The 17,935-nt window shown below is 66.7% G+C and carries 23 protein-coding genes and 1 pseudogene; 15 read left to right on the top strand and 9 right to left on the bottom strand.

The annotated features are described in order from the left end of the window. Nucleotides 1–26: 26 nt before the first annotated feature. Nucleotides 27–1,388, top strand: coding sequence for an MFS transporter (locus tag AC1MCA_RS05535; RefSeq protein WP_479801757.1), 1,362 nt, complete (start codon nt 27–29; stop codon nt 1,386–1,388). 116 nt (nt 1,389–1,504) lie between these two features. On the opposite strand, the gene AC1MCA_RS05530 is transcribed toward AC1MCA_RS05535, so the two are convergent. Beyond that, on the bottom strand, nt 1,505–2,689 hold the full coding sequence (locus AC1MCA_RS05530) for a metallophosphoesterase family protein (RefSeq protein WP_479801755.1): 1,185 nt from the start codon (nt 2,687–2,689) through the stop codon (nt 1,505–1,507). A 143-nt stretch (nt 2,690–2,832) separates the two neighbouring features. Between AC1MCA_RS05530 and AC1MCA_RS05525 the strand changes: the two genes are divergently transcribed. After that, complete coding sequence (locus AC1MCA_RS05525; RefSeq protein WP_479801753.1) at nt 2,833–3,300, top strand: SRPBCC family protein; 468 nt, start codon at nt 2,833–2,835, stop codon at nt 3,298–3,300. 45 nt (nt 3,301–3,345) lie between these two features. Here the strand turns inward: AC1MCA_RS05525 and AC1MCA_RS05520 are convergent, their stop codons facing one another. After that, complete coding sequence (locus AC1MCA_RS05520) at nt 3,346–3,843, bottom strand: DinB family protein (RefSeq protein ID WP_479801751.1); 498 nt, start codon at nt 3,841–3,843, stop codon at nt 3,346–3,348. A 50-nt stretch (nt 3,844–3,893) separates the two neighbouring features. Here AC1MCA_RS05520 and AC1MCA_RS05515 point away from each other — a divergent pair, with 50 nt between their 5' ends. Together AC1MCA_RS05515 and AC1MCA_RS05510 are read left to right on the top strand one after the other, a co-directional pair. Then, nucleotides 3,894–4,217, top strand: a complete 324-nt coding sequence (locus AC1MCA_RS05515) for a hypothetical protein (protein ID WP_479801750.1) — start codon at nt 3,894–3,896, stop codon at nt 4,215–4,217. Between the two features lie 56 nt (nt 4,218–4,273). After that, the gene (locus tag AC1MCA_RS05510; protein WP_479801748.1) at nt 4,274–4,897 is read left to right on the top strand and encodes a dihydrofolate reductase family protein; all 624 of its coding nucleotides are present in this window, start codon (nt 4,274–4,276) and stop codon (nt 4,895–4,897) included. Between the two features lie 43 nt (nt 4,898–4,940). Here the strand turns inward: AC1MCA_RS05510 and AC1MCA_RS05505 are convergent, their stop codons facing one another. Beyond that, the gene (locus AC1MCA_RS05505; RefSeq protein ID WP_479801746.1) at nt 4,941–5,264 is read right to left on the bottom strand and encodes a hypothetical protein; all 324 of its coding nucleotides are present in this window, start codon (nt 5,262–5,264) and stop codon (nt 4,941–4,943) included. Nucleotides 5,265–5,382: 118 nt separating this feature from the next. Here AC1MCA_RS05505 and AC1MCA_RS05500 point away from each other — a divergent pair, with 118 nt between their 5' ends. The 6 genes and pseudogenes from AC1MCA_RS05500 to AC1MCA_RS05475 form a co-directional block, all read left to right on the top strand. Continuing rightward, complete coding sequence (locus tag AC1MCA_RS05500; RefSeq protein WP_479801745.1) at nt 5,383–5,700, top strand: SRPBCC family protein; 318 nt, start codon at nt 5,383–5,385, stop codon at nt 5,698–5,700. 61 nt (nt 5,701–5,761) lie between these two features. Next, nucleotides 5,762–6,097 carry a cupin domain-containing protein gene (locus AC1MCA_RS05495; RefSeq protein ID WP_426225173.1) on the top strand — a complete coding sequence of 112 codons (336 nt, stop codon included), beginning with the start codon at nt 5,762–5,764 and terminating at the stop codon, nt 6,095–6,097. Between the two features lie 282 nt (nt 6,098–6,379). Then, a complete protein-coding gene (locus tag AC1MCA_RS05490; RefSeq protein ID WP_108600315.1) occupies nt 6,380–6,724 on the top strand; it encodes an iron chaperone in 345 nt (114 codons plus the stop codon). A 248-nt stretch (nt 6,725–6,972) separates the two neighbouring features. Then, nucleotides 6,973–7,347: a VOC family protein gene (locus tag AC1MCA_RS05485; protein WP_479801742.1), complete on the top strand. Its 375-nt coding sequence runs from the start codon at nt 6,973–6,975 to the stop codon at nt 7,345–7,347. 69 nt (nt 7,348–7,416) lie between these two features. Next, the gene (locus AC1MCA_RS05480; protein ID WP_479801740.1) at nt 7,417–7,740 is read left to right on the top strand and encodes an SRPBCC family protein; all 324 of its coding nucleotides are present in this window, start codon (nt 7,417–7,419) and stop codon (nt 7,738–7,740) included. A gap of 222 nt (nt 7,741–7,962) precedes the next feature. Next, a pseudogene (locus AC1MCA_RS05475) lies at nt 7,963–8,457 on the top strand (mycothiol transferase); the annotation flags it as partial. An 888-nt stretch (nt 8,458–9,345) separates the two neighbouring features. Here the strand turns inward: AC1MCA_RS05475 and AC1MCA_RS05470 are convergent. Beyond that, entirely contained in the window at nt 9,346–10,230 is an 885-nt protein-coding gene (locus AC1MCA_RS05470) for a potassium channel family protein (RefSeq protein ID WP_479801738.1), read from the bottom strand. A 22-nt stretch (nt 10,231–10,252) separates the two neighbouring features. Further along, nucleotides 10,253–10,648 (bottom strand): HsmA family protein, encoded by a 396-nt coding sequence (locus tag AC1MCA_RS05465; RefSeq protein ID WP_479801736.1) that lies wholly within the window; start codon nt 10,646–10,648, stop codon nt 10,253–10,255. A gap of 210 nt (nt 10,649–10,858) precedes the next feature. Between AC1MCA_RS05465 and AC1MCA_RS05460 the strand changes: the two genes are divergently transcribed. Further along, nucleotides 10,859–11,596 carry an SCO4225 family membrane protein gene (locus AC1MCA_RS05460; protein ID WP_479801734.1) on the top strand — a complete coding sequence of 246 codons (738 nt, stop codon included), beginning with the start codon at nt 10,859–10,861 and terminating at the stop codon, nt 11,594–11,596. Between the two features lie 77 nt (nt 11,597–11,673). Here the strand turns inward: AC1MCA_RS05460 and AC1MCA_RS05455 are convergent, their stop codons facing one another. Together AC1MCA_RS05455 and AC1MCA_RS05450 are read right to left on the bottom strand one after the other, a co-directional pair. Continuing rightward, nucleotides 11,674–12,123, bottom strand: coding sequence for an ester cyclase (locus AC1MCA_RS05455; RefSeq protein ID WP_479801732.1), 450 nt, complete (start codon nt 12,121–12,123; stop codon nt 11,674–11,676). Nucleotides 12,124–12,254: 131 nt separating this feature from the next. After that, the gene (locus tag AC1MCA_RS05450) at nt 12,255–12,653 is read right to left on the bottom strand and encodes a DUF1304 domain-containing protein (protein ID WP_479801730.1); all 399 of its coding nucleotides are present in this window, start codon (nt 12,651–12,653) and stop codon (nt 12,255–12,257) included. A 120-nt stretch (nt 12,654–12,773) separates the two neighbouring features. Here AC1MCA_RS05450 and AC1MCA_RS05445 point away from each other — a divergent pair, with 120 nt between their 5' ends. Genes AC1MCA_RS05445 through AC1MCA_RS05435 form a run of 3 tightly spaced genes read left to right on the top strand, consistent with a single transcriptional unit; the run spans nt 12,774 to nt 15,670 of the window. Further along, nucleotides 12,774–13,823, top strand: a complete 1,050-nt coding sequence (locus AC1MCA_RS05445) for a helix-turn-helix transcriptional regulator (protein ID WP_479801728.1) — start codon at nt 12,774–12,776, stop codon at nt 13,821–13,823. 43 nt (nt 13,824–13,866) lie between these two features. Beyond that, nucleotides 13,867–14,370 carry an N-acetyltransferase family protein gene (locus AC1MCA_RS05440; RefSeq protein WP_479801726.1) on the top strand — a complete coding sequence of 168 codons (504 nt, stop codon included), beginning with the start codon at nt 13,867–13,869 and terminating at the stop codon, nt 14,368–14,370. Between the two features lie 46 nt (nt 14,371–14,416). Next, complete coding sequence (locus AC1MCA_RS05435) at nt 14,417–15,670, top strand: YncE family protein (RefSeq protein WP_479801724.1); 1,254 nt, start codon at nt 14,417–14,419, stop codon at nt 15,668–15,670. Here the strand turns inward: AC1MCA_RS05435 and AC1MCA_RS05430 are convergent. Next, nucleotides 15,654–16,103, bottom strand: a complete 450-nt coding sequence (locus tag AC1MCA_RS05430; RefSeq protein ID WP_479801722.1) for an SRPBCC family protein — start codon at nt 16,101–16,103, stop codon at nt 15,654–15,656. The genes AC1MCA_RS05435 and AC1MCA_RS05430 overlap by 17 nt on opposite strands. A gap of 84 nt (nt 16,104–16,187) precedes the next feature. Here AC1MCA_RS05430 and AC1MCA_RS05425 point away from each other — a divergent pair, with 84 nt between their 5' ends. After that, nucleotides 16,188–17,132, top strand: coding sequence for a 2-hydroxyacid dehydrogenase (locus AC1MCA_RS05425; RefSeq protein WP_479801720.1), 945 nt, complete (start codon nt 16,188–16,190; stop codon nt 17,130–17,132). On the opposite strand, the gene AC1MCA_RS05420 is transcribed toward AC1MCA_RS05425, so the two are convergent. Next, a complete protein-coding gene (locus AC1MCA_RS05420) occupies nt 17,129–17,935 on the bottom strand; it encodes an alpha/beta fold hydrolase (RefSeq protein WP_479801718.1) in 807 nt (268 codons plus the stop codon). The genes AC1MCA_RS05425 and AC1MCA_RS05420 overlap by 4 nt on opposite strands.

Raw genomic sequence — 17,935 nt, 5'->3', positions numbered from 1 at the left:
GCGGCCGCGTGCACCAGACTGTTTCCGTGAGCAACAAACCCCGGACCGGCCTGGCGGTGGCCGGCCTCAGCCTGGGCACGGCGCTGAACCCGCTGAACTCGTCCATGATCGCCGTGGCCCTGGTGGTGCTGCGCGCGGATTTCGGGCTCGACGTCGCCACCGTCACCTGGGTCATCACTTCCTTCTACCTGAGTTCGGCCGCGGGCCAGCCTCTGATGGGGCGGCTGGCTGACCGGTTCGGGCCGCGGCGGATGTTCATGCTCGGCATGGCGCTGGTGGCCGTGACCTGCGCGCTGGCCCCCTTTTCACCGAACTTCGCCCTGCTGTGCGTGGCGCGGGCCGTGATGGCGCTTGGCACTGCCACCGCCTACCCCAGCGCGGTGGTAATGGTGGGCGACATAGCGCACCGGGCCAAACTGGAGTCCGCCCGTCCGCTGGGCAGGATCCAGATGGCCAACACCTCGGCGGCAGCGGTGGGGCCGGTGCTCGGCGGCCTGCTGGTGGGCTTCGTGGGGTGGGAGGCGCTGTTCCTGGTCAACGTTCCGCTGGCCCTGGCGGCTTTGATGATCGTGCGGCAGACGGCGCCGGCAGACACGGCAAGGGAACGCGGGAGCCTCGCGGAGCTGCTGCGCGACTCGGACATCCCGGGCATCCTTGCCTTTGTCAGCTCCCTGCTCCTGGTGATGATGGCCATGCTGGACGTCGCCCCGGGCTACCGCTGGTATCTGCTTGGCGCCGGTACCGTGGTGGCCGCGCTGTTTGCCTGGCGCGAGCTGCGCTTCAGCCCGCCGTTCCTGGACCTGCGCCTGCTGGGCCGCAACCGGCCGCTCATGCTTGTCTATGTAGGCTTCGCGGTGTTCAACGGCGTGTACTACTTCGTGTTCTTCGGCCTGCCCCAGCTGCTGCAGGAAGCCGGCGGCTACGATCCCGGCTTGGTGGGCCTGCTGATGCTGCCCATGGCAACCCTGTCCGTTCTGGCCACGCCGTGGGCTGTCCGGGCCATGGGCCGGTTCGGCGTGCGGCGGGTGATGATTGCCGGCGTCGTACTTCTTACGGGGGCGGCCGCCCTCACGTGGCTGCTCACCGCGTCACTGGCCGTTCCGCTGGTCCTGGCACTCACGGCGCTGATCGGCATTCCGTACGGCGTGGTGAGCATCGCCTCGAACCAGGGCATGTTTGTGTCCACGCTGCCGCAGGAGCGGGGCGTCGCCGCCGGCATCTTCCAGACGTGCCGCTACGTGGGCGCGATCACCGCCACCGTGCTGATCGGCGTGTTCGCGGGCAGTGGCGTGGACCAGGAGAGCTGGGGGCAGATGGTGCTGGCCATGCTGGTGCTCAGCGCGGTGGTGTTCGGCGTGACGCTGCTGTGGCGCGAGCGAACGGACTAGCCTTCATCCGGCAGGCACATTTCTCCGCCCACCTCCGCAGGACGGCACTTCGCGCTGGTCCGGGCCTCAACATCAGCGCAAAGTGCCGTCCGGACAGTTCCTGCCCGTGCAGAAAGCTAGAGCTGCGCGGGGTTCAGCGGCTGTGGAACGATCGGCTGATCGTTGGCGGTCAGGTCGATGCCCAGATCCTTGGCGAAGACGAGCCGCGTGTCTGCGTAGACGTCGGGGTGGTTCTCATCCAGTTCAAAAACACGCGCACCGCGGAGGCGGTTACGCTCAGCGCCGGACAAACCGTAGGCGCCGAATCCGGTTCCGGGTGCATAGCCGAGCTGGACGCCGTAGTAGTTGCCCACGTAAGTGTTGACATGGTCGTGGCCCACGAAGTAGCCCTTGACGTCTCCCCGTTCAAGGAAGGCACTGAACAGGCCTGAGTTGATGGGGCCGGGGCACTCGTCCTCGTTCCGCTCGCCCACAATGCCGTGTTTGGTGAGCGCGCGCCCGTGGTCGGCGTCGGTCCGTGAGTCCAGGCTGGCGAACCACATGTTGCGGTGCTCGTGAAGGGCAATGTGTCCCCACATGAGGGACGGGATCTTCTTGCCGTACTTTTGCTCTGTAGCGATGGACACGTTGCGGTACCAGGTGACCTGGTCCATGCGTACCCAGTCCCAATCCGGATAGCCTTGGAAGTCCTGGCCGTCGATGGTGTCCGGGGCGTAGCGTCCGGTGTCGATGAGCCAGAGGCCGAAGGCAGGCGCTTTGGTCTTGGCGGACTGCACCAGCAGCAGCGAGTTAGAGGTGCCGGTCAGGCCGTCGGTGGAATCGCCGTTGACGTTGAACTCGTAGGTCTGAAGGAACTGCAGCATCCTGGCCTCGGTCATGCCGGTCCGGGACACTGAATCCTCGTCGTGGTTGCCGAACGTGATGGCCCAAGGAATCTTCCTGCTCTCCATGGGCTGGACCACGTGGTTCAGTGCCTGCTTGACGTCCAGTTCGGTATGGCAGTCACCGTTAATGACGTCCCCGTTGATCACCACGAAGTCGGGCTGTTCCGCGTCAAGGGTTTTGTCCATGAGTTCGATGGTGCGCCGGTCGGTCTGCTCGTCGTCCTGGGTGTCGTTGAACTGGACGACCTTGAACCGGCCGTCCGGGCGAAAGGCAAGTGTGGGTTTGGGCGCTTTAGTTCCTGGTGCTGCGTTACTGGCCACGCCGGAGGCGACGGTCAGTCCCAGCGCTCCAAGGGTTCCGGCGGCGGCCAGGGCCGCCCGCCTGCTCAGTTTGGCCTGGTGGATTCCGGTGTTCATTACTGCCTCTCGTCGCTGTGGCGGCCCCTGATTCAGGCCGCCGCTCCGGTGAGCGTAGAAGGGGGAAGCATCCCTCCCTGAAACTTCCGGTGAACGTCGGATGCAGGACGTGTTGTTTGAACGCGGGCGCCTATGATTGCCGCATGTCAACATACGAAGTCACCCGCAGCGCCCTCATTCCCGCCCCGGCGGAGGCAGTCTTTCCGCTGGTCAACAGCTTTCACGAGTGGACCAAGTGGTCCCCGTGGGAGGCCGTCGACCCCACCATGGACCGGTCCTATTCCGGCAACGACGCCGGTGTTGGTGCGAAGTACGAATGGAGCGGCAACCGCAAAGCAGGCAGCGGCAACATGGAGATCGTCGAGTCGGATTTCCCGCGCAGCATCAGCGTGCGGCTTGAATTCACCAAGCCATTCAAAGCCGTCAATCCCACCACGTTCACGTTGACACCGGCCGACGGCGGCACACGGGTGACGTGGCGGATGACCGGGGAGAACAAGGGACTTGGGAAGGTCTTCGCCCTGTTCATGAACATGGACAAGATGGTCGGCTCCGATTTCGAGCGCGGGCTCGCGTCACTGTCTTCCGCCACGAAGGCCAACAAGGCCTGACTTCCCAGGCCGCGGGCCCAGGCACGTATCTTGGCGGACCGGACGTCAGGGGGCAAGGATCTGTTCGCGCAGGATGTCCGCGTGCCCGCAGTGCTGGACCAGCTCACGCAGCATATGCAGGTAGACCCAATGCAGGGGGAGCGGGCCGCGGCGGTTGCCGGGGAGCTCGTCGTCGAGGCTCAGCGGCGACGTGGCCCGGCGGGACGCTTCGCATGCCCGTTCGTGAGCCGCCTGGACGGTAGCGATGGTGTCATCGTCCGTGAGGATGAACGACTCGTCGGGCGTGTCGGGGCTGCCGATCTCGGTGCGGGGCCGGCAGGTGATGGCCTCATCGAACCAGACTTTTTCCACGAAGATCGCGTGTTTGACCAGACCCAGCAGCGTGGTCCGGGATGGCACCAGCCGCCGCCGTGCTTGCTCCTCGGTCAGGCCGTCCAGGCAGGCGTTGAGCAGGTTCCTGTGGTCATCGAGGAAGGCCTCGAACTGGGCGCGGGCAGGCTCATGGATGGCGGTCTCGGCCAGCGGGGCGGGGTGGGCAGGCATGGACGAAGTATTCCATGGCCATCGCCGTGGCCCGAGCCTATGGTGGATTCATGGCTGATACATTTTCGTTCCTGGTAGACGCTATGAAGAACGTCGGCGTGTCCAAGGCCTACGGCCAGCCCCTCCAGGTCGGCGGGGAGGAAGTCATCCCCGTTGCCCTCGTTTCCTACGGTTTCGGCGGCGGCAAGGATGCCGAGGGCGGTTCCTCCGGGGGTGGAGGTGGCGGCATGGTGCTTCCGCTGGGTGTCTACCGGAACGTCGGCGGGCAGGCGGTGTTCCGGCCCAACACCATCATCACACTGGTGTGCCTGGTGCCGGTCCTCTCGGTGATCGGATCCGCGGTCCGCCGTTCAATCCGAGCCGCCCGGTCCTAGGCAAGAAGTGATCCCCTCGTCAGAGTCGAGGACGGGCGGCAGAGAAGGAGCACGGCATGGGACTCATCCACATTGACCTGTTCACCACGCTCGACGGCGTCGCGCAGGCGCCCGGCGGCCCGGACGAGGACACTGAAGGCGGTTTCGCGTTCGGCGGCTGGCAGGCGCCTCTCATCGACGAAGTTGTGGGCGGGCAGATCGACGCCGGGATGGAGGGGATGGACGCCCTGCTGCTTGGCCGCAAGACCTACGACATCTTTGCCGGGTACTGGCCGCACGCCGGAGGGGACATCGCAGAGCTGTTCAACCGGCTGCCGAAATATGTGGCCTCGCACCAGAATCCAACCCTCGAGTGGGCCGGATCCACGCTGCTGGGCCCGGACGTCGCCGCTGCAGTCCGCGAACTGCGCGACCGGCACGAGAACACCCACGTCATCGGCAGCCTGGACTTCGTGCAGACCCTGCTCGCCGAGCGGCTCTTCGATCGGCTCACGCTCTGGGTGCATCCCATTCTCCTCGGCAAAGGAAAGAAGGTGTTCGCCGGCGGGGTGGTTCCAACGAACCTCACGCTCATCGAGCCTGTCATCGCCTCACCGAAGGGCGCGGTGCTGCAGCGCTATGCGCTCGCCGAAGGCACCCCCGGCGTCGGCGACATGTCCGCCATCGACCAGCAGGGTTAGGGCACGAACCCCAGGCGTACCGCGTGCCGGGATCAACGCCGCCTTAGCTGGAGGGGCGGCGCGTGCGGGCCTGCCGCACCAGGCGGATGAATGCATAGATGAAGATCGCCTCGATAACGGCCATCAGGACGAGCAGCAGCCACTCGCCCTGCGCGATGAAGACCATGGTGCCGGTGAGGACCAGTGTGGTGCCCAGGACCAGCGCGTACACGGCGAACCCGATGGCCACCTTGGCGCTGCGCACGCCGGTCCGGAAGCCGAAGCCCACAGGCTCGCCTCCGGGGTAGCCCTCCACACGGTCCGGGGCTGCGGGCTTGAGCCTGTCGAACTCCTCCCACGGGTCCCGGTCCTGATCCTGATAGGTCATGGTTCCATTATCCCGCGGCCGGCGCAGCGGGGCTGAACATTGGTGGGCATAGAGTGTGGGACAGCACCAACCCGTCAGGAAGAATCGGCCGGGACAGAGGACCTGAGAAGGGGCAGCCGTGGCTCACGCCCAGAATGAAACCACCATCAACCGCCCGGCGGAGGACGTTTGTGCTTTCCTCGCGGACGGCCTGAACAACCCGGCCTGGCGTTCAGGGGTGCAGGCCATCGCCCTGAAAAGCGGTACGGCAGGGGCCCTTGGTGCCGTGTACAGCCAGACCCTCTCAGGCCCGGGCGGCCGGCCCCTCGCGGTCCGTTTCAGCCTTGACCTGCAGCCCAAAGGCCTGATGAAGATCGTGGGTCCCCTGATCTCCCGGACCATGGAGACCGAAGTGGCGCAGCTGTCCAAGCTCAAGGCTGTGCTGGAAGCGGCATAGAAGGGCTGGCCTGGGACGATCGGCCCTCGGCAACACCGTCAATCGTGGGTACGGTAGCCACATGCAAAAGATATCGATCCAAGCCCTGGCCCGCCAGCAGATCACCGCCGCGGTGGCAGCCCCCAGCGGCCGCGCCGCGGATACCGCTTTCGGCGGGCACGAGAAGAGGCTCCGCCAGACCGTGATGGCTTTCCGGGCCGGCACTCAGCTCAGCGAGCATCAGAACCCGGGCGAAGCCACGGTCTTTGTGCTGCAGGGTTCCGTCTGGCTGAAAGCGGGCAGTGAGTCCTGGCAGGGCAAGGCGGGGGACCTCCTGATCGTGCCGAACGGCCTGCACAGCCTCGAAGCAGAGGAGGATTCGGCTGTCCTTTTCACGGTGGTCAAAACCGACCGGTAGCGGCTCAGGCTGCCGGAGCACCGCCGTCGGGAATTACGACGGCGGCACCCGGCCCGGGAGAGCAACGCGCCCGCACCGAAGGCCGGCTACTGACCGCCTTTGATTTTCCGCCAGCCGCCGGCGCGGTTGTTGGCGATGATCGCCCTGAACAAATCGAGGAGGGCTCCCTCGTTCACTGTTTCGCCTTCGCGGAACGCCGCGGTGCGGGGGTCGCTGATGAAAGGCCTCGTGGAGGAATTATGCGCCTACCCCCACCCGACCTGCAGGAATACAATCGGCTGCATGGGCACCGTTGACGATTCCTTGGCCGAACTGCCTGAACCCAACCGCGGCTGCCTGCAACGGGTGATCGAGATAGCCCGGACCGTGGTGCCGGAAGCTGAGGAGGGGATGAGTTACGGGATGCCTGCGCTGAGGTTTGAGGGCAAGCCGCTCCTCGGCGTCACCGCGGCAGCCAAGCACCTCTCGGTCTTTCCTTTTTCGCCGGCGGTGATCGACGCCGTCGCGGACCGGCTGGAAGGGTATTCGCTGTCCAAGGGGACCATCCGCTTCACCCCCGGGCATCCCCTCCCGGAGGACGTGGTGACTGACATCGTCAGGCTGCGCCGGGCCGAGATCCTCAAGTAGGGCAAGTCCTGGAATGCACAAGCAGTCCCCTATTTCAGTCTGTCCCGGATCGTTCCATAATGGCCACATAAGCTTCGGGGACCCTCGCGCCAATGATGGCTGGCGGGGCGTTGCAGAGTCCCAGGCGGCCGCCCCGGCACTTGGCGCAACGGGCGGCCACACGGACCGGGACACTGATGTGCCCGGACCGCACCAGGGGGAGAGCATCGCCATCGTTGCTAGAACTGAATGCACAAAAGGAAATCAACATGCTCAATTCAGCGCCTATGGCAGTCCTTCCCGCAAAGGACATCAACAGGGCAAGGGATTTCTACCGGGACAAGCTGGGACTGGAACCCGCTGAAACAGTGGAGGACAGCCTGGTTTACCGCGGCGACGGCGGAACAGGCTTCCTGATCTACCAGACTGAAAATGCCGGGACGGCCAAAAACACGCAGATGGGCTGGCTCACGGACAACCTGGAAGGCGAGATGGAGGAACTGCGGGCCAAGGGCGTCGTCTTCGAAGAGTACGACTTGCCCGGCCTGAAGACGGAGAACGGCGTTGTCGACAATTCATGGGGAAAGGGCGCCTGGTTCCTGGACAGCGAGGGGAACATTCTCAGCCTTTCCCAGCGGGCCTAGGGAACATCCATAAGCCCTGATGGGGCGGAGCCTGTGCGGGCTCCGCCCCATCAGGGAACAGGGGACCTCATGGGCGCCCTTGAATACTCGGAGTGGATCAAGGCCCCGCCGGAGGATGTCTGGCGGGCCTATGTTGACCCGTCCCGCCTGCCCGAGTGGCAGACCGGCTCGCCCGTAATCGCCGATATTCAGGGTTCAGGGGACCAGCCTGGCTCCTCCTACACCTCGACCCGTGGCCCGGGAACCGCCCGCACCATGGTGCTGTCCGCGGACCCGCCGCACCGGATCTTCACCCGGACCGTGGCCTACTTCGGGCTGAAGTTCGACGTCGACAGCAGGCTTCAGCCAGAACGCAACGGAACGTTGCTGCGCCTGCGTGCCGAGACGCACTAGCCCCGCGGGCTGGGCCTGGCGGGGAGGCTGGTGGAGCGCGCCTTCCTCAGCGGCTCAGAGGCCCGCAAGGAACTGGCCAACCTCAAGGCCCTGATCGAGCGGGAGGCGGGGGAGCCCCCGGTCCACCCATTCCACTGAGAAGGTTGCGGCGCAGGGGGCGCACCGGGAGCCGGTCGGGGCTAGCATGGGGCTCACCGACACACTGCGCAGTGATGGGATGCCATGGAATCGAACGAACTGCTGCTGGACGCCTTCGGCCGGATCCGGGAGACCGTGGAGTCCGTGCTGGACGGGCTCGACGACGACGTCCTGGTCCGCCGGCCGGGCGGCACCGGAAACTCGATCGCATGGCTGATCTGGCACCTGAGCCGGGTCGAGGACGCGCAGGTGGCTTCCGCCGCCGGCCTCGAACAAGTCTGGACCTCCCAGGATTTTGTGGGCCGTTTCGGCCTCCCGCTGTCCAGGCGCGACACCGGCTACGGCCACACAACGGACCAGGTGGACGCGGTCAGGGCCAGCCCTGAGCTGCTTCTGGAGTATTACGACGCCGTCCACGGGCAGACGGCCGGATTCCTGGGAACGCTTGGCAGCGAAGACCTGGAGCGCGTGGTAGACGAGAGCTGGGATCCGCCCGTGACCCTGGGTGTGCGGCTGGTCAGCACCGTTGCAGACTGCCTCCAGCACGTGGGGCAGGCCGCCTATGCCAAGGGCCTGAAGTCCGAAAGAAACGGCAGGCCGTTGACCGGCACGGCAGAGGCGGTCCTGCACGACGGCACCACCATTGCCCTCACCATCCGGGGCGACGGCCCCGCCATCCTCCTGCCGGTCAGCCTCGCCACGCACACGGCGGCGGAAGCGGAGACGCTCCGCCAGTGGGGCGGCGACCCGGACCTGGGCCCCAGCCTCATCAAGGGATTGGCGGCGACGAACCTGGTGATCGCGGCCGACTACGAAGCCCACCGGATGGCACACCCGGCACCGGCGACGCTGACACCGGAGAACATTGCGGCGGACCTGCTGGCCATAGCGGACGCGGCCGGCGCCGAAACCTTCGCCTATTACGGCTACTCCTGGCTGGCGCTGAGCGGCCTGCAGCTTGCGCTGCGCACAGACCGGCTCCGGGCACTCGCCATGGGCGGCTTCCCGCCGCTGGACGGCCCGTACCAGAGCATGCTGACGGTCACCCGGGCAGCCCATGTGATGTCGGGAAAGGCGGCCGGCCAACCGGCCGCGGCGGTCCCGGAGCCCGAGCCGGGGGACTGGGACTCGGTGTCCATCCAGACCACTGAGGAGCAGACGCAGCAGTTCGTCACCCTGTACGAAGCGCTTCAGGACTTTGACGATATCGCCGCCGTGCTCCCCGCCGACCTGCCGCGGTTGGCGTTCGCCGGCGCCGAGGACAGCATTGACTACAAGCCGCTGTGGGGTGGCGTCCTCGTGAGAATCGGGGAGCCCTTGGCCCGGCACCAAGGGACACTGACCAAAGCGGGGTGGGACGTCCGCGTCCTGCCGGGCCTGGACCACCTGGGCGCGATGCACAGCAGCGTTGTCCTGCCCATCCTCAGCGACTGGTTGCAGAAATCGGGCTGGGTGAAGTAGCCGGACCTATCTGTGCCCGGGCCTGCGGTGCCGGTGGTGGAGTTCGTAGCTGTCGAACACGTCGGAGGACGTTGTTCCGGAATGGCCGAACCTCCCGCGAAGGACATCCGCGAGCCCCTCCAACGCTGCGTGCAGCATCCGCCCGGCGAACTGCAGTTCGGGGTTGCCGCTGTCCTGGGCATGGGACGCGAGCTGCTGGGCGTAGGCAATGGTTGCGGGCAGGGAACCCCGCTGCTCCACTTCGCGGAAATAATAGGTTTCGTGGAAAGCCAGCAGGTCGATACTCACCGCCGCTACGTTTCCGGCCATCGATTCCAGCAGCCCGGCAGCGTGACGGGGTTCCAACGAAGCCAGGCCGCCGTGGCCGGCCGCCTCCCTGAACAGATTCAGCTGATGGGCGAGGGCGCGGCGGCGGTTCAGGGCCGGGTACGTCTGCAGGATCCAGGTGACCGTTGCGGTCAGCAGCCCGAATCCGGTAACCGCCTGCAGGGCGGCTACCAGCCTGAGCAGAGCATGCGCCGGGACGATCTCCCCGAAGCCCACGGTGGAAAGGGTCACCAGGGAAATGTAGAGGGCTTCGGCAAAGTCGCCCCGTTGTGGAACCCCGCCCCCGTAAACAAATCCGTCCGGCAGGTGGGGCAAGTACAGCAGGGCCCAACCGATGGCAGCCAGGGCGGCCCACGCCGCGATCACGGCGGCCATGGCCAGCGGGGCTGCGATGAAGGGTCCGCGGCCCCGGAGTTCCCGCGACAGGAGCCAGAACCCGCGCATGATCGCGCGGCCCACCGGACCGGAGCCGTGCGGATAGAGGAGGGTCTGGAAAACATCGGCGAGCATCAGCAGAATCAGCGCGGCGCCCACCACGGTCCAGAGCAAACCCACGAAGTCCATGCCTCATCTTATGGGCGGCTGCTCAGCCGAGGTTGGTGCCGATGGCCCCGGTGAAATAGGGGATAAGCCAGATGCCCCAGACGAGAAGCGAAAATTTGTGGAACTGTTTTTTCTCAGCGTCGCGGTTGCGCAGCAGCACAATGGCGGCCCAGGCCAGATGAATCACCATGAGCAGCAATGCGGCCGCTCCGGTGACGGCCATAACTGCGTTGAGTCCCGCCCCGGCTCCCTCGGCCCGGCCTTCGCCGGATGCCGCGAGCTGGGTCATCAGGAAGGTCCCGCTGGCGTCGCAGAGCAGTCCCAGCGCAAAGAATCCCGCATGCCACCACTTCAGGACGCGTTGGATGCGCTCCGCCCAGATGCCGATCGAATAGAAGACCAGGGCAGCGGTGATGAGGATGATCGCAGGCAAGAGCATGTCCTGAGACTACGGGCGAATCCAGGACTCCGGATCCACTGAAAGGTTGATGTGGGGCGTTAGCCCGGCGGCGTTGCCTCAGGCCGGACGCGGGCGCACCACGGACCCCTGGTCGCAGAGCCTAGCCTCCGGGACGCACGGCGCACAGCGTGCGACCATCAAAGTGCCGGCGGAGGTTGAACCAGCAGGAACGGCGATCAGGGGGACGTTATGCGTAGGGAATCTGGGGCGGCCACAAGGTCACTGCCCCGTTGGGCAAATGCCGCCGTCGTTATTTATCTGGCGGTGACCGCTGCCGTTGTTGCCGTTGCGCTCCTGAACAGCGCGCTCAATCTGGGGCTGGACCAACTGTGGCTGCTCCGGGCACTGATGCTGCTGACGCTGCCCGTTTCGGTTGCCTACCTGGTGGTCGGCATCCTGCTGGATCTGCCGAATCCGCCGTTGCCGCGGGAATTCAGTTTCGGCGGGTTAACCCCGACGGCGCTGCTCTACTATCTGGGCTATCCCGCCCTGGCGGTGGTCAACGCAGCGGTGTTCCGGTGGATTGTGCTCAGCACCCGGAAGGGCAAGCGGGTTCAAGCGGCGGCCACCGCTGGTCCTGCCAAGCCGCCGGAATCAACCGCGGATCAGGCGGCAAGGCCCCGCGGGGTCAACCAAAACGTCAAACACCTGTGGTGGACCGTCCCGGTGGCTTTTGTGCTGAGCCTTCCGCAGTGGCTTGTGGCAAGTTTTATGTGGTGCGGGGTCAGCGGATGCAGCGGCGGAGGATTCGGGGTGTCCACCGGGACCGAATGGGTGGCGGTCATCCTGAGCGTGGTCAACGGCCTCATTTTCGCGGGGTCAGTTTTTGCCGTGCGCTGGCTGTATCCGGCCAGGAAAAGGGCCCTGATTGCCGTGGCTGCCGGGACGCTCTTCGGGCTTCTGGGTGCCGCGGTAACGCACGGGTAGGACTGCGGACGGGCAACATCGCGTGAAGCGGCGGCTGGCGGGCAAGTCCGCGTTGCCCGCCGGCCGCGCGCAGTATTTCAATGGCTGGACAGTTGTTGGGTCATGGATTCGGGCAGCAGTCCAAGCTGTGCCATGAACTCCAGCTGGTCAAAATAGAAGTGGTGGGACTTGATCTGTCCCCCTTCCACCTCGGCGATGTCGCAGCTCCTGAGCCTGATCTTCTTGCCGGTGGGTTGCAGCGTTTCACCGGAAGGCATCCTGATGGGCCCGGTGTTTGTCGCGACGACGTAGCCTTCATCGATTGCCACATCCCCGGACTCGTGCTTGGCCGTGTACTCATACTTGAAGTCCGGGAACGCCTCCCAGAAGTGGAGAAGGTAGTTGGTGATTTTGTCACGCCCGTTGATCTCGCCTTCGTCAGGGGTAGAGATGACGGCCTCATCGGCGAAGCTTCGCGCCAACATGTCCCTGTCCTGTGTGTCCATGGCCGCGGTAAACCGGTCCATGACCTCGCGTGCCTGTCCCATTTTCGACCTCCATTTGGTTAGGGGCGGCCGCACGGAAGCGTGGGCCGCTTCGTGGTTTTGGCTCTTGCAGGGGAGCCAATTTAAGTACATGCCCGCCGCCCCGGAGTGTCAACGAACGGGGCTACCCTGCCTCAGAACGGCAGTGCGATGAGTGCCAGCAGGGCCGGGACCACGGAGCCGAGAGTGCCGGGGATGCTGTCGCCCTTTTTGGGATAGTGCCCCAGCCAGTCCGCGAGCGCCATGGTGGACCCGCTGAGCACCATGTTCGCGCAGCAGTAGACCACCAACGTGTAGCCCACCACCACGTAGCCCAGATTCACGGCGATCACCCCGGCGAGGACCCCCAGGCCGATCAGGAGGTTGCGGAACCCGGTGGGGATGGCCCACATCATCACCGCCGGCACGTTCTGCGCGGGGGTGCTGAGGAATCTCTGCGCTGCCGGATGCTTCAGGAAGAAGCTTTCCAACGGGAAAACGGCGATATAGATCAGCGCGGCGAGTATCGCGAAGAGCTGGGATACGGCGTTCATGCTGGAACTGTACGACGGCGGTACCGGCGTCCGCGATCCCCTCACCGGGGGTTCCGGACGGCTGGGCGGATCCCCTCTTTGGGGGATTGCGTCACCGCGCGCCTTCCGGATACTGGAGGTATGTGGGAGGAACGCGCTGAGCGTGCCCGGCGCGAGATCGCGGCCATGGCCACCAGCGGACAGAACCTGGCCGACCTGTACACCGCGGCGCTCGCCGTCGTGGAGCAGACGGTGCCGTTCGAGCAGGCGTGCTGGGCCGGTGTCGACCCTGACACGCTGGTGATGACCTCGGTGACCAACTGGCGGCAATGGCCGGTGCCGGCGAAGGAATACGAGGAGTATTCCGTCCGCTTCGTCGAATGCGAATACACCGGGCAGGAGCCGAACAATTTCGCGGCGCTGCTGCGGCGCCCGCGGCCGGTCGCCAGGATTTCCGATGCCCCGCACCGTGAGGTGGTCCGCAGCGTCCGGATCAACGATCTCCTGATGCCGCAGGGCCTGGAACATGAGCTGCGCGCGGCATTCAGGGTGGACGATTCGTGCTGGGGCGTGGGCAGCCTCTTCCGCGAGGCCGGGAAAGACTTCACCGACCGCGAGCTGGAATTCCTGGCCGCAGTGGCGGCGACGATCGGAGCGGCCAGCCGGATAGCGGTCCGGGCCGCACACCGGACCCGGCCCGCCGACGTCGGGCCCGTCATTGTCCTGGCAGGTCCGCACGGTGAGCTGCAGGCGGCCACGCCAGCCGCTGCCTCGTGGCTGGCCGAGGTGGAGGACGCGGCGCCGGGCCGCTTCACCATGACGCTGTACGCCGCGGTGGCGCGGGCGCACGCTGCCGCGTCGGGGACCGCCCGCGCCAGGATGCGCGACGCCGGGAACAGCTGGGTGGTGCTGCAGGCCAGCCGGCTCATCACGGGCGATGATCCCGAACAGATGGTGGTCACCGTGGAACCGGCCACCACCCAGGACCTGGTCAGCCTGCTGCTGACGGCCTACGGAGCCACCGCCAGGGAACGGGAGGTCTGCCTGGAGGTACTGGCGGGAAGCCCGACGGCGGAGATCGCCCGCCACCTCTTCATCTCCCCGCACACCGTGCACGACCATGTGAAGGCGCTCTTCGAGAAGGTGGGCGTGGGCAGCCGCGGGGAGCTGGTGGCGAAGCTGCTGGCCTGAGCGGTGTGCCTGGCAGCGAGAAGGTGCCGGCTAGGCTGGGCTGATGGACTTTCACATCCGGCAAGCCACCCCGGAGGACGCCGAGGCGCTGGTGCTCATGCACACCATCGCCCATGAGGAAACCTACGGACATCAGTTGTCGGCGGAGTTCTTCCGCGCCCGGCGCGCCGCGATTCCCGAACGGGTGGAACGCCGCCGTCCCTCCCTGGCAAGCGCCGATCCGCGGATCATTGCCTTCGACCCAGGCGGTGAGCTGGTGGGGTTCGCCGACGCCGGCCCGGGACGGGATGAGGACGGCCCCGAGGCGTTGGAGCTGTATTCGCTCTATTCACTTCGGCGGACGCACGGCAGTGGTCTCGCCGCTGCTTTGCTCAGTGCCGCCATCGGTGAAAGCCCGGCGTATCTCTGGGTGCTGGCGGACAATCCGCGGGCGGCGGCCTTCTACCGCAAGCACGGTTTCCGCCCGGACGGGAAGCGCGGGCTGCTGCCACCCGAATGGGAAGAACTGCCCGAATTGCGGATGGCCCGGTCCGCGGGGGACGGGTAGGATCGAAGGCGTTGCCGCAGGTCAGCGGCGGTTTTGGGGGAAACTGATGAACAATTTGCTGCTGCGCCGCGCATTCCGCGCAAGGACCGCATTCCGCGCTGGGACGGCACTGCTGGCGGCGGCCGGGCTGCTGCTGGCCCCCGCCGTCGCCGCCCTTCCGGCGTCGGCCGACGACACAACGGCACGCGACGCAACGGAGGTCGGTATCGGCCTCCAGCCCCTGGGGGTGGTGTCCGCGCCGGATGGGACGCTGTACGTCAGCGACTACCACTGGGCGGGCGGCGTCGCCGTGTTCAAGCCCGGCGAAACCCGGGCGTCCCGCACCATTACCGCGGGGCGGTTTCCCTCATCCTTGGCGATAACGCCGGACGGGACGCTGTATGTGCTCCAGACAACGGACTCCGGGCAGGCCGAGATCGGAGTGGTTTCCGCCGGTGCGGCCAAACCGGACTATGCCATCGCCGTGAGCCCCGGCATGCACTGGCTCACTGCGGGGCCGGACGGATCGCTGTACGTGGCCAACCCGGCGGAGGGGAGTGCCTCGGTGGTCCCGCCCGGCCGCACCTGGACCGAGCGCACCATCCAGGCCGGGCCCTATCCGGTGGAGGTAACGGTGGCCAAGGACGGGACGCTCTATGCCGCCAACGAATATGAAGGCACAGTCACCGTGGTCCCCGCCGGTTCGCCCAGCCCGTCGCACACCATCAGCGTCGGCGCGAAGGCCCACCCGCACGGCATCGCGGCCGCCCCGGACGGAACCGTGTATGTGGCAAACATCCTGACCAACGACGTCGCGGTCATTGAACCCGGCGGTACTGAAGTGGCCAGGCGGATCCCGGTGGGCGGCGCGCCGCAGGAGGTGGTGGCCGCCCCGGACGGCACGGTTTTCGTGTCCAACAGCACGGACAACACGGTCTCGGTCATCCAGGCCGGCGCTGGCGCCGTCGCGGAAACCATCCCCACCGGCGAGGATCCAGGCCGGATGGCGGTGCGGGCCGACGGATCAGTGGTGGTGGTCAACCGTGGAGGCAGGTCCCTGACCGTGATTGGCACGGCCACGGAAGGGCCCGGCCCTGTGCCGGCTGCCGCCGGGGTGCCCGACGCCGGCGGGTCAGGGGCCGCGGCCCAGGCGTCCGACGGCGGTTCCTCCGGCGCTGCCGCCGCGCCGGGTCTTCCGGCTATTGCCACGGTGGCAGCAGTGGTGTTCCTTGGCGGTGCCGGTGCCCTGATCGTGGTGGCGCGGCGCCGTCGAAAGGACCGGCCGGACGTCCCGGCATGGACCCTCAGCCAGGGGCAGTGACGGTCCTCAGCTTCTCGAAGGATTCAGTCCACCCGTCCCGGTGCAGGGCCAGCCGCTCCTCGGTGAGGAACGGCCCCTGCGAGAGCACCAGGCGGGTGCCGGACCCGGCGCTCCGGAGCGAGAGGTCCACCACCGTTTGGCCGTCGTCCGGGGTGGGTTCCTCCCAGTTGAAGGTGTAGACCAGCCGCCACGGCGGATCGATCTCGAGGTACTCACCCGAGAGGTGGAAGGGCTCGCCGTCCGGCGGCGTCATGCGGAACCGGTAACGTCCGCCCACCACCAGGTTCACGTCGGCGGCGGGGATGATGAAGCCGTGCGGCCCCCACCACTTCACCAGCTCCGAGGCCTCGGTCAGCATCCTGAAGGCGCGTTCCGGCGGTGCGGCGAGCGTGCATTCAAGATTCAGGACCAGCCCGCCGGTTTGCTCAGTCATGGTCCCACTCTGGCATCCGCAGGACGCGGGCGGAAGGCCGCCAAGCTGGTTAACTGTCAGGTGAACTGAGAGAAGGAGCCATCCATGCCCGATCTGGCCGCGTCACGGAAACTGCGGGTAAGCCTGCCCGATCAGAAGCTGCTGGCGGCACTCGAGCCGTCCGACGGCGTCGAACTTCTGCTATGGGACCTGACCGGGCCCGCCCCGGCGGAACAGTTGGACCTGGTGGTGCCGCCGTACATGGGCGGGGCGGGGCCGCTGGCGGCGCTGGATTCCGTGGACGTGGGGCTGGTGCAGAGCCAGTCAATCGGGTACGACGGCGTGGCCGCGGCTCTTCCGCCCGGGTGCCGTTTCGCTAACGCCGCCGGCGTCCATGAGACGTCGACGGCGGAGCTGGCTGTGGGCATGATCATTGCCAGCCAGCGGGGGATCCCGGACTTTGTACGGAATGCGGAGACGGGCACCTGGGACAACTCACAGCGCCCCAGCCTGGCCGACCGGCGCGTGCTGCTGGTGGGCTACGGCGGAGTGGGGAAGGCGATAGAGGCCAGGCTGCTGCCGTTCGAGACCGAGGTGACCCGGCTGGCCAGCCGGGGCCGCGACGATGAGCGCGGCAGGATCCACGGGATTGATTCCCTGCACGAACAGCTGCCGCTGCACGACATTGTGGTGGTCAGCGTGCCCCTGAGCGAACAGACGCGGCACCTGGTGGATGGCAGGTTCCTGGCGGCGATGGCCGACGGGGCGCTGCTGGTGAACGTGGCGCGCGGGCCGGTGGCCGACACCGAAGCGCTGCTAAGCGAAACCTCCTCCGGCAGGCTGCGGGCGGCGCTGGACGTAACGGAGCCGGAACCGCTGCCGCAGGACCACCCGCTCTGGAACGTACCGGGGGTCCTGATCACCCCGCATGTGGGCGGCGCGAGCTCGGCCATGCTGCCGCGGATAGCGCGGCTGATCCGGAAGCAGATCGGGCTGCTGCAGGCCGGACAGGAACCGGTCAACGTGGTGCTTGGCGGCGAATCTCTTTAACCGAGGGACGCAAGGAACGCCGCCGTATCCTCCGCCACCTGCTCCGGGCACTCCCACAGCACCACGTGTCCCACGTCCGGATAGACCCTCAATACTGCGCCGGGGATCCGGGCGGCGAGCGTTTCCTGGTCGCCACGGGGCAGCAGGTTGTCCCGGCCGCCGCAGAGAATCAGCGTGGGTGCTTCGATGGTTGCCGTTTCCGTGGGCGGCGTTGCTACGCACAGGCCGGCCAGGATCCCTTTCCAGGCGTGGGCGGGCATCCTGAGGCCGTCGCGCACACGGTCCTCGATGTACCACTCCGGGACGTGGTGGTGCAGGGGAAACCAGGACAATGAGGCCCGGACCCAGTCCTCGTCGAGGGGGTCCGTCAAACGGTTCACTTCGTCGGCGAATGTGGTCCGTCCCTGAAGGCTCAACGGCGAGCCCACCAGCACCAGCGCAGCCACCCTATCCGGATGGGTAACGGCGAGCTGCTGTGCGACGTAACCGCCGCTGGAGGAGCCGACGACGGCGGCCCGGGGCGCGTTGAGGGCCTCCAGGATCGCTGCGGCGTCCTCAGCCTGTTCCGCCAGGGAGTAACCGCCCTCCGGTTTGTCCGCTTCGCCCTGCCCGCGCAGGTCCGGCGCGTAGACCCGGAAATCCGCCAGCAGGGGTATCAGCCGGTCAAAGCTGCCGCGGGATTCGCCCCACGCATGCAGCAGCAACACGGGCTGCGCTCCGTCGTCGCCGTCGGTACTGTCCCTGACCAGGCATGGCACCGTGATGCCGGTGCGGAGCGCGAGGTCCCGGACTTCCGCGTCCAT

This window comes from Arthrobacter sp. BK1, assembly GCF_056680055.1.
The sequence above is the reverse complement of the archived record's forward strand: the minus strand, read 5'-3'. Positions and strand labels throughout refer to the sequence as shown.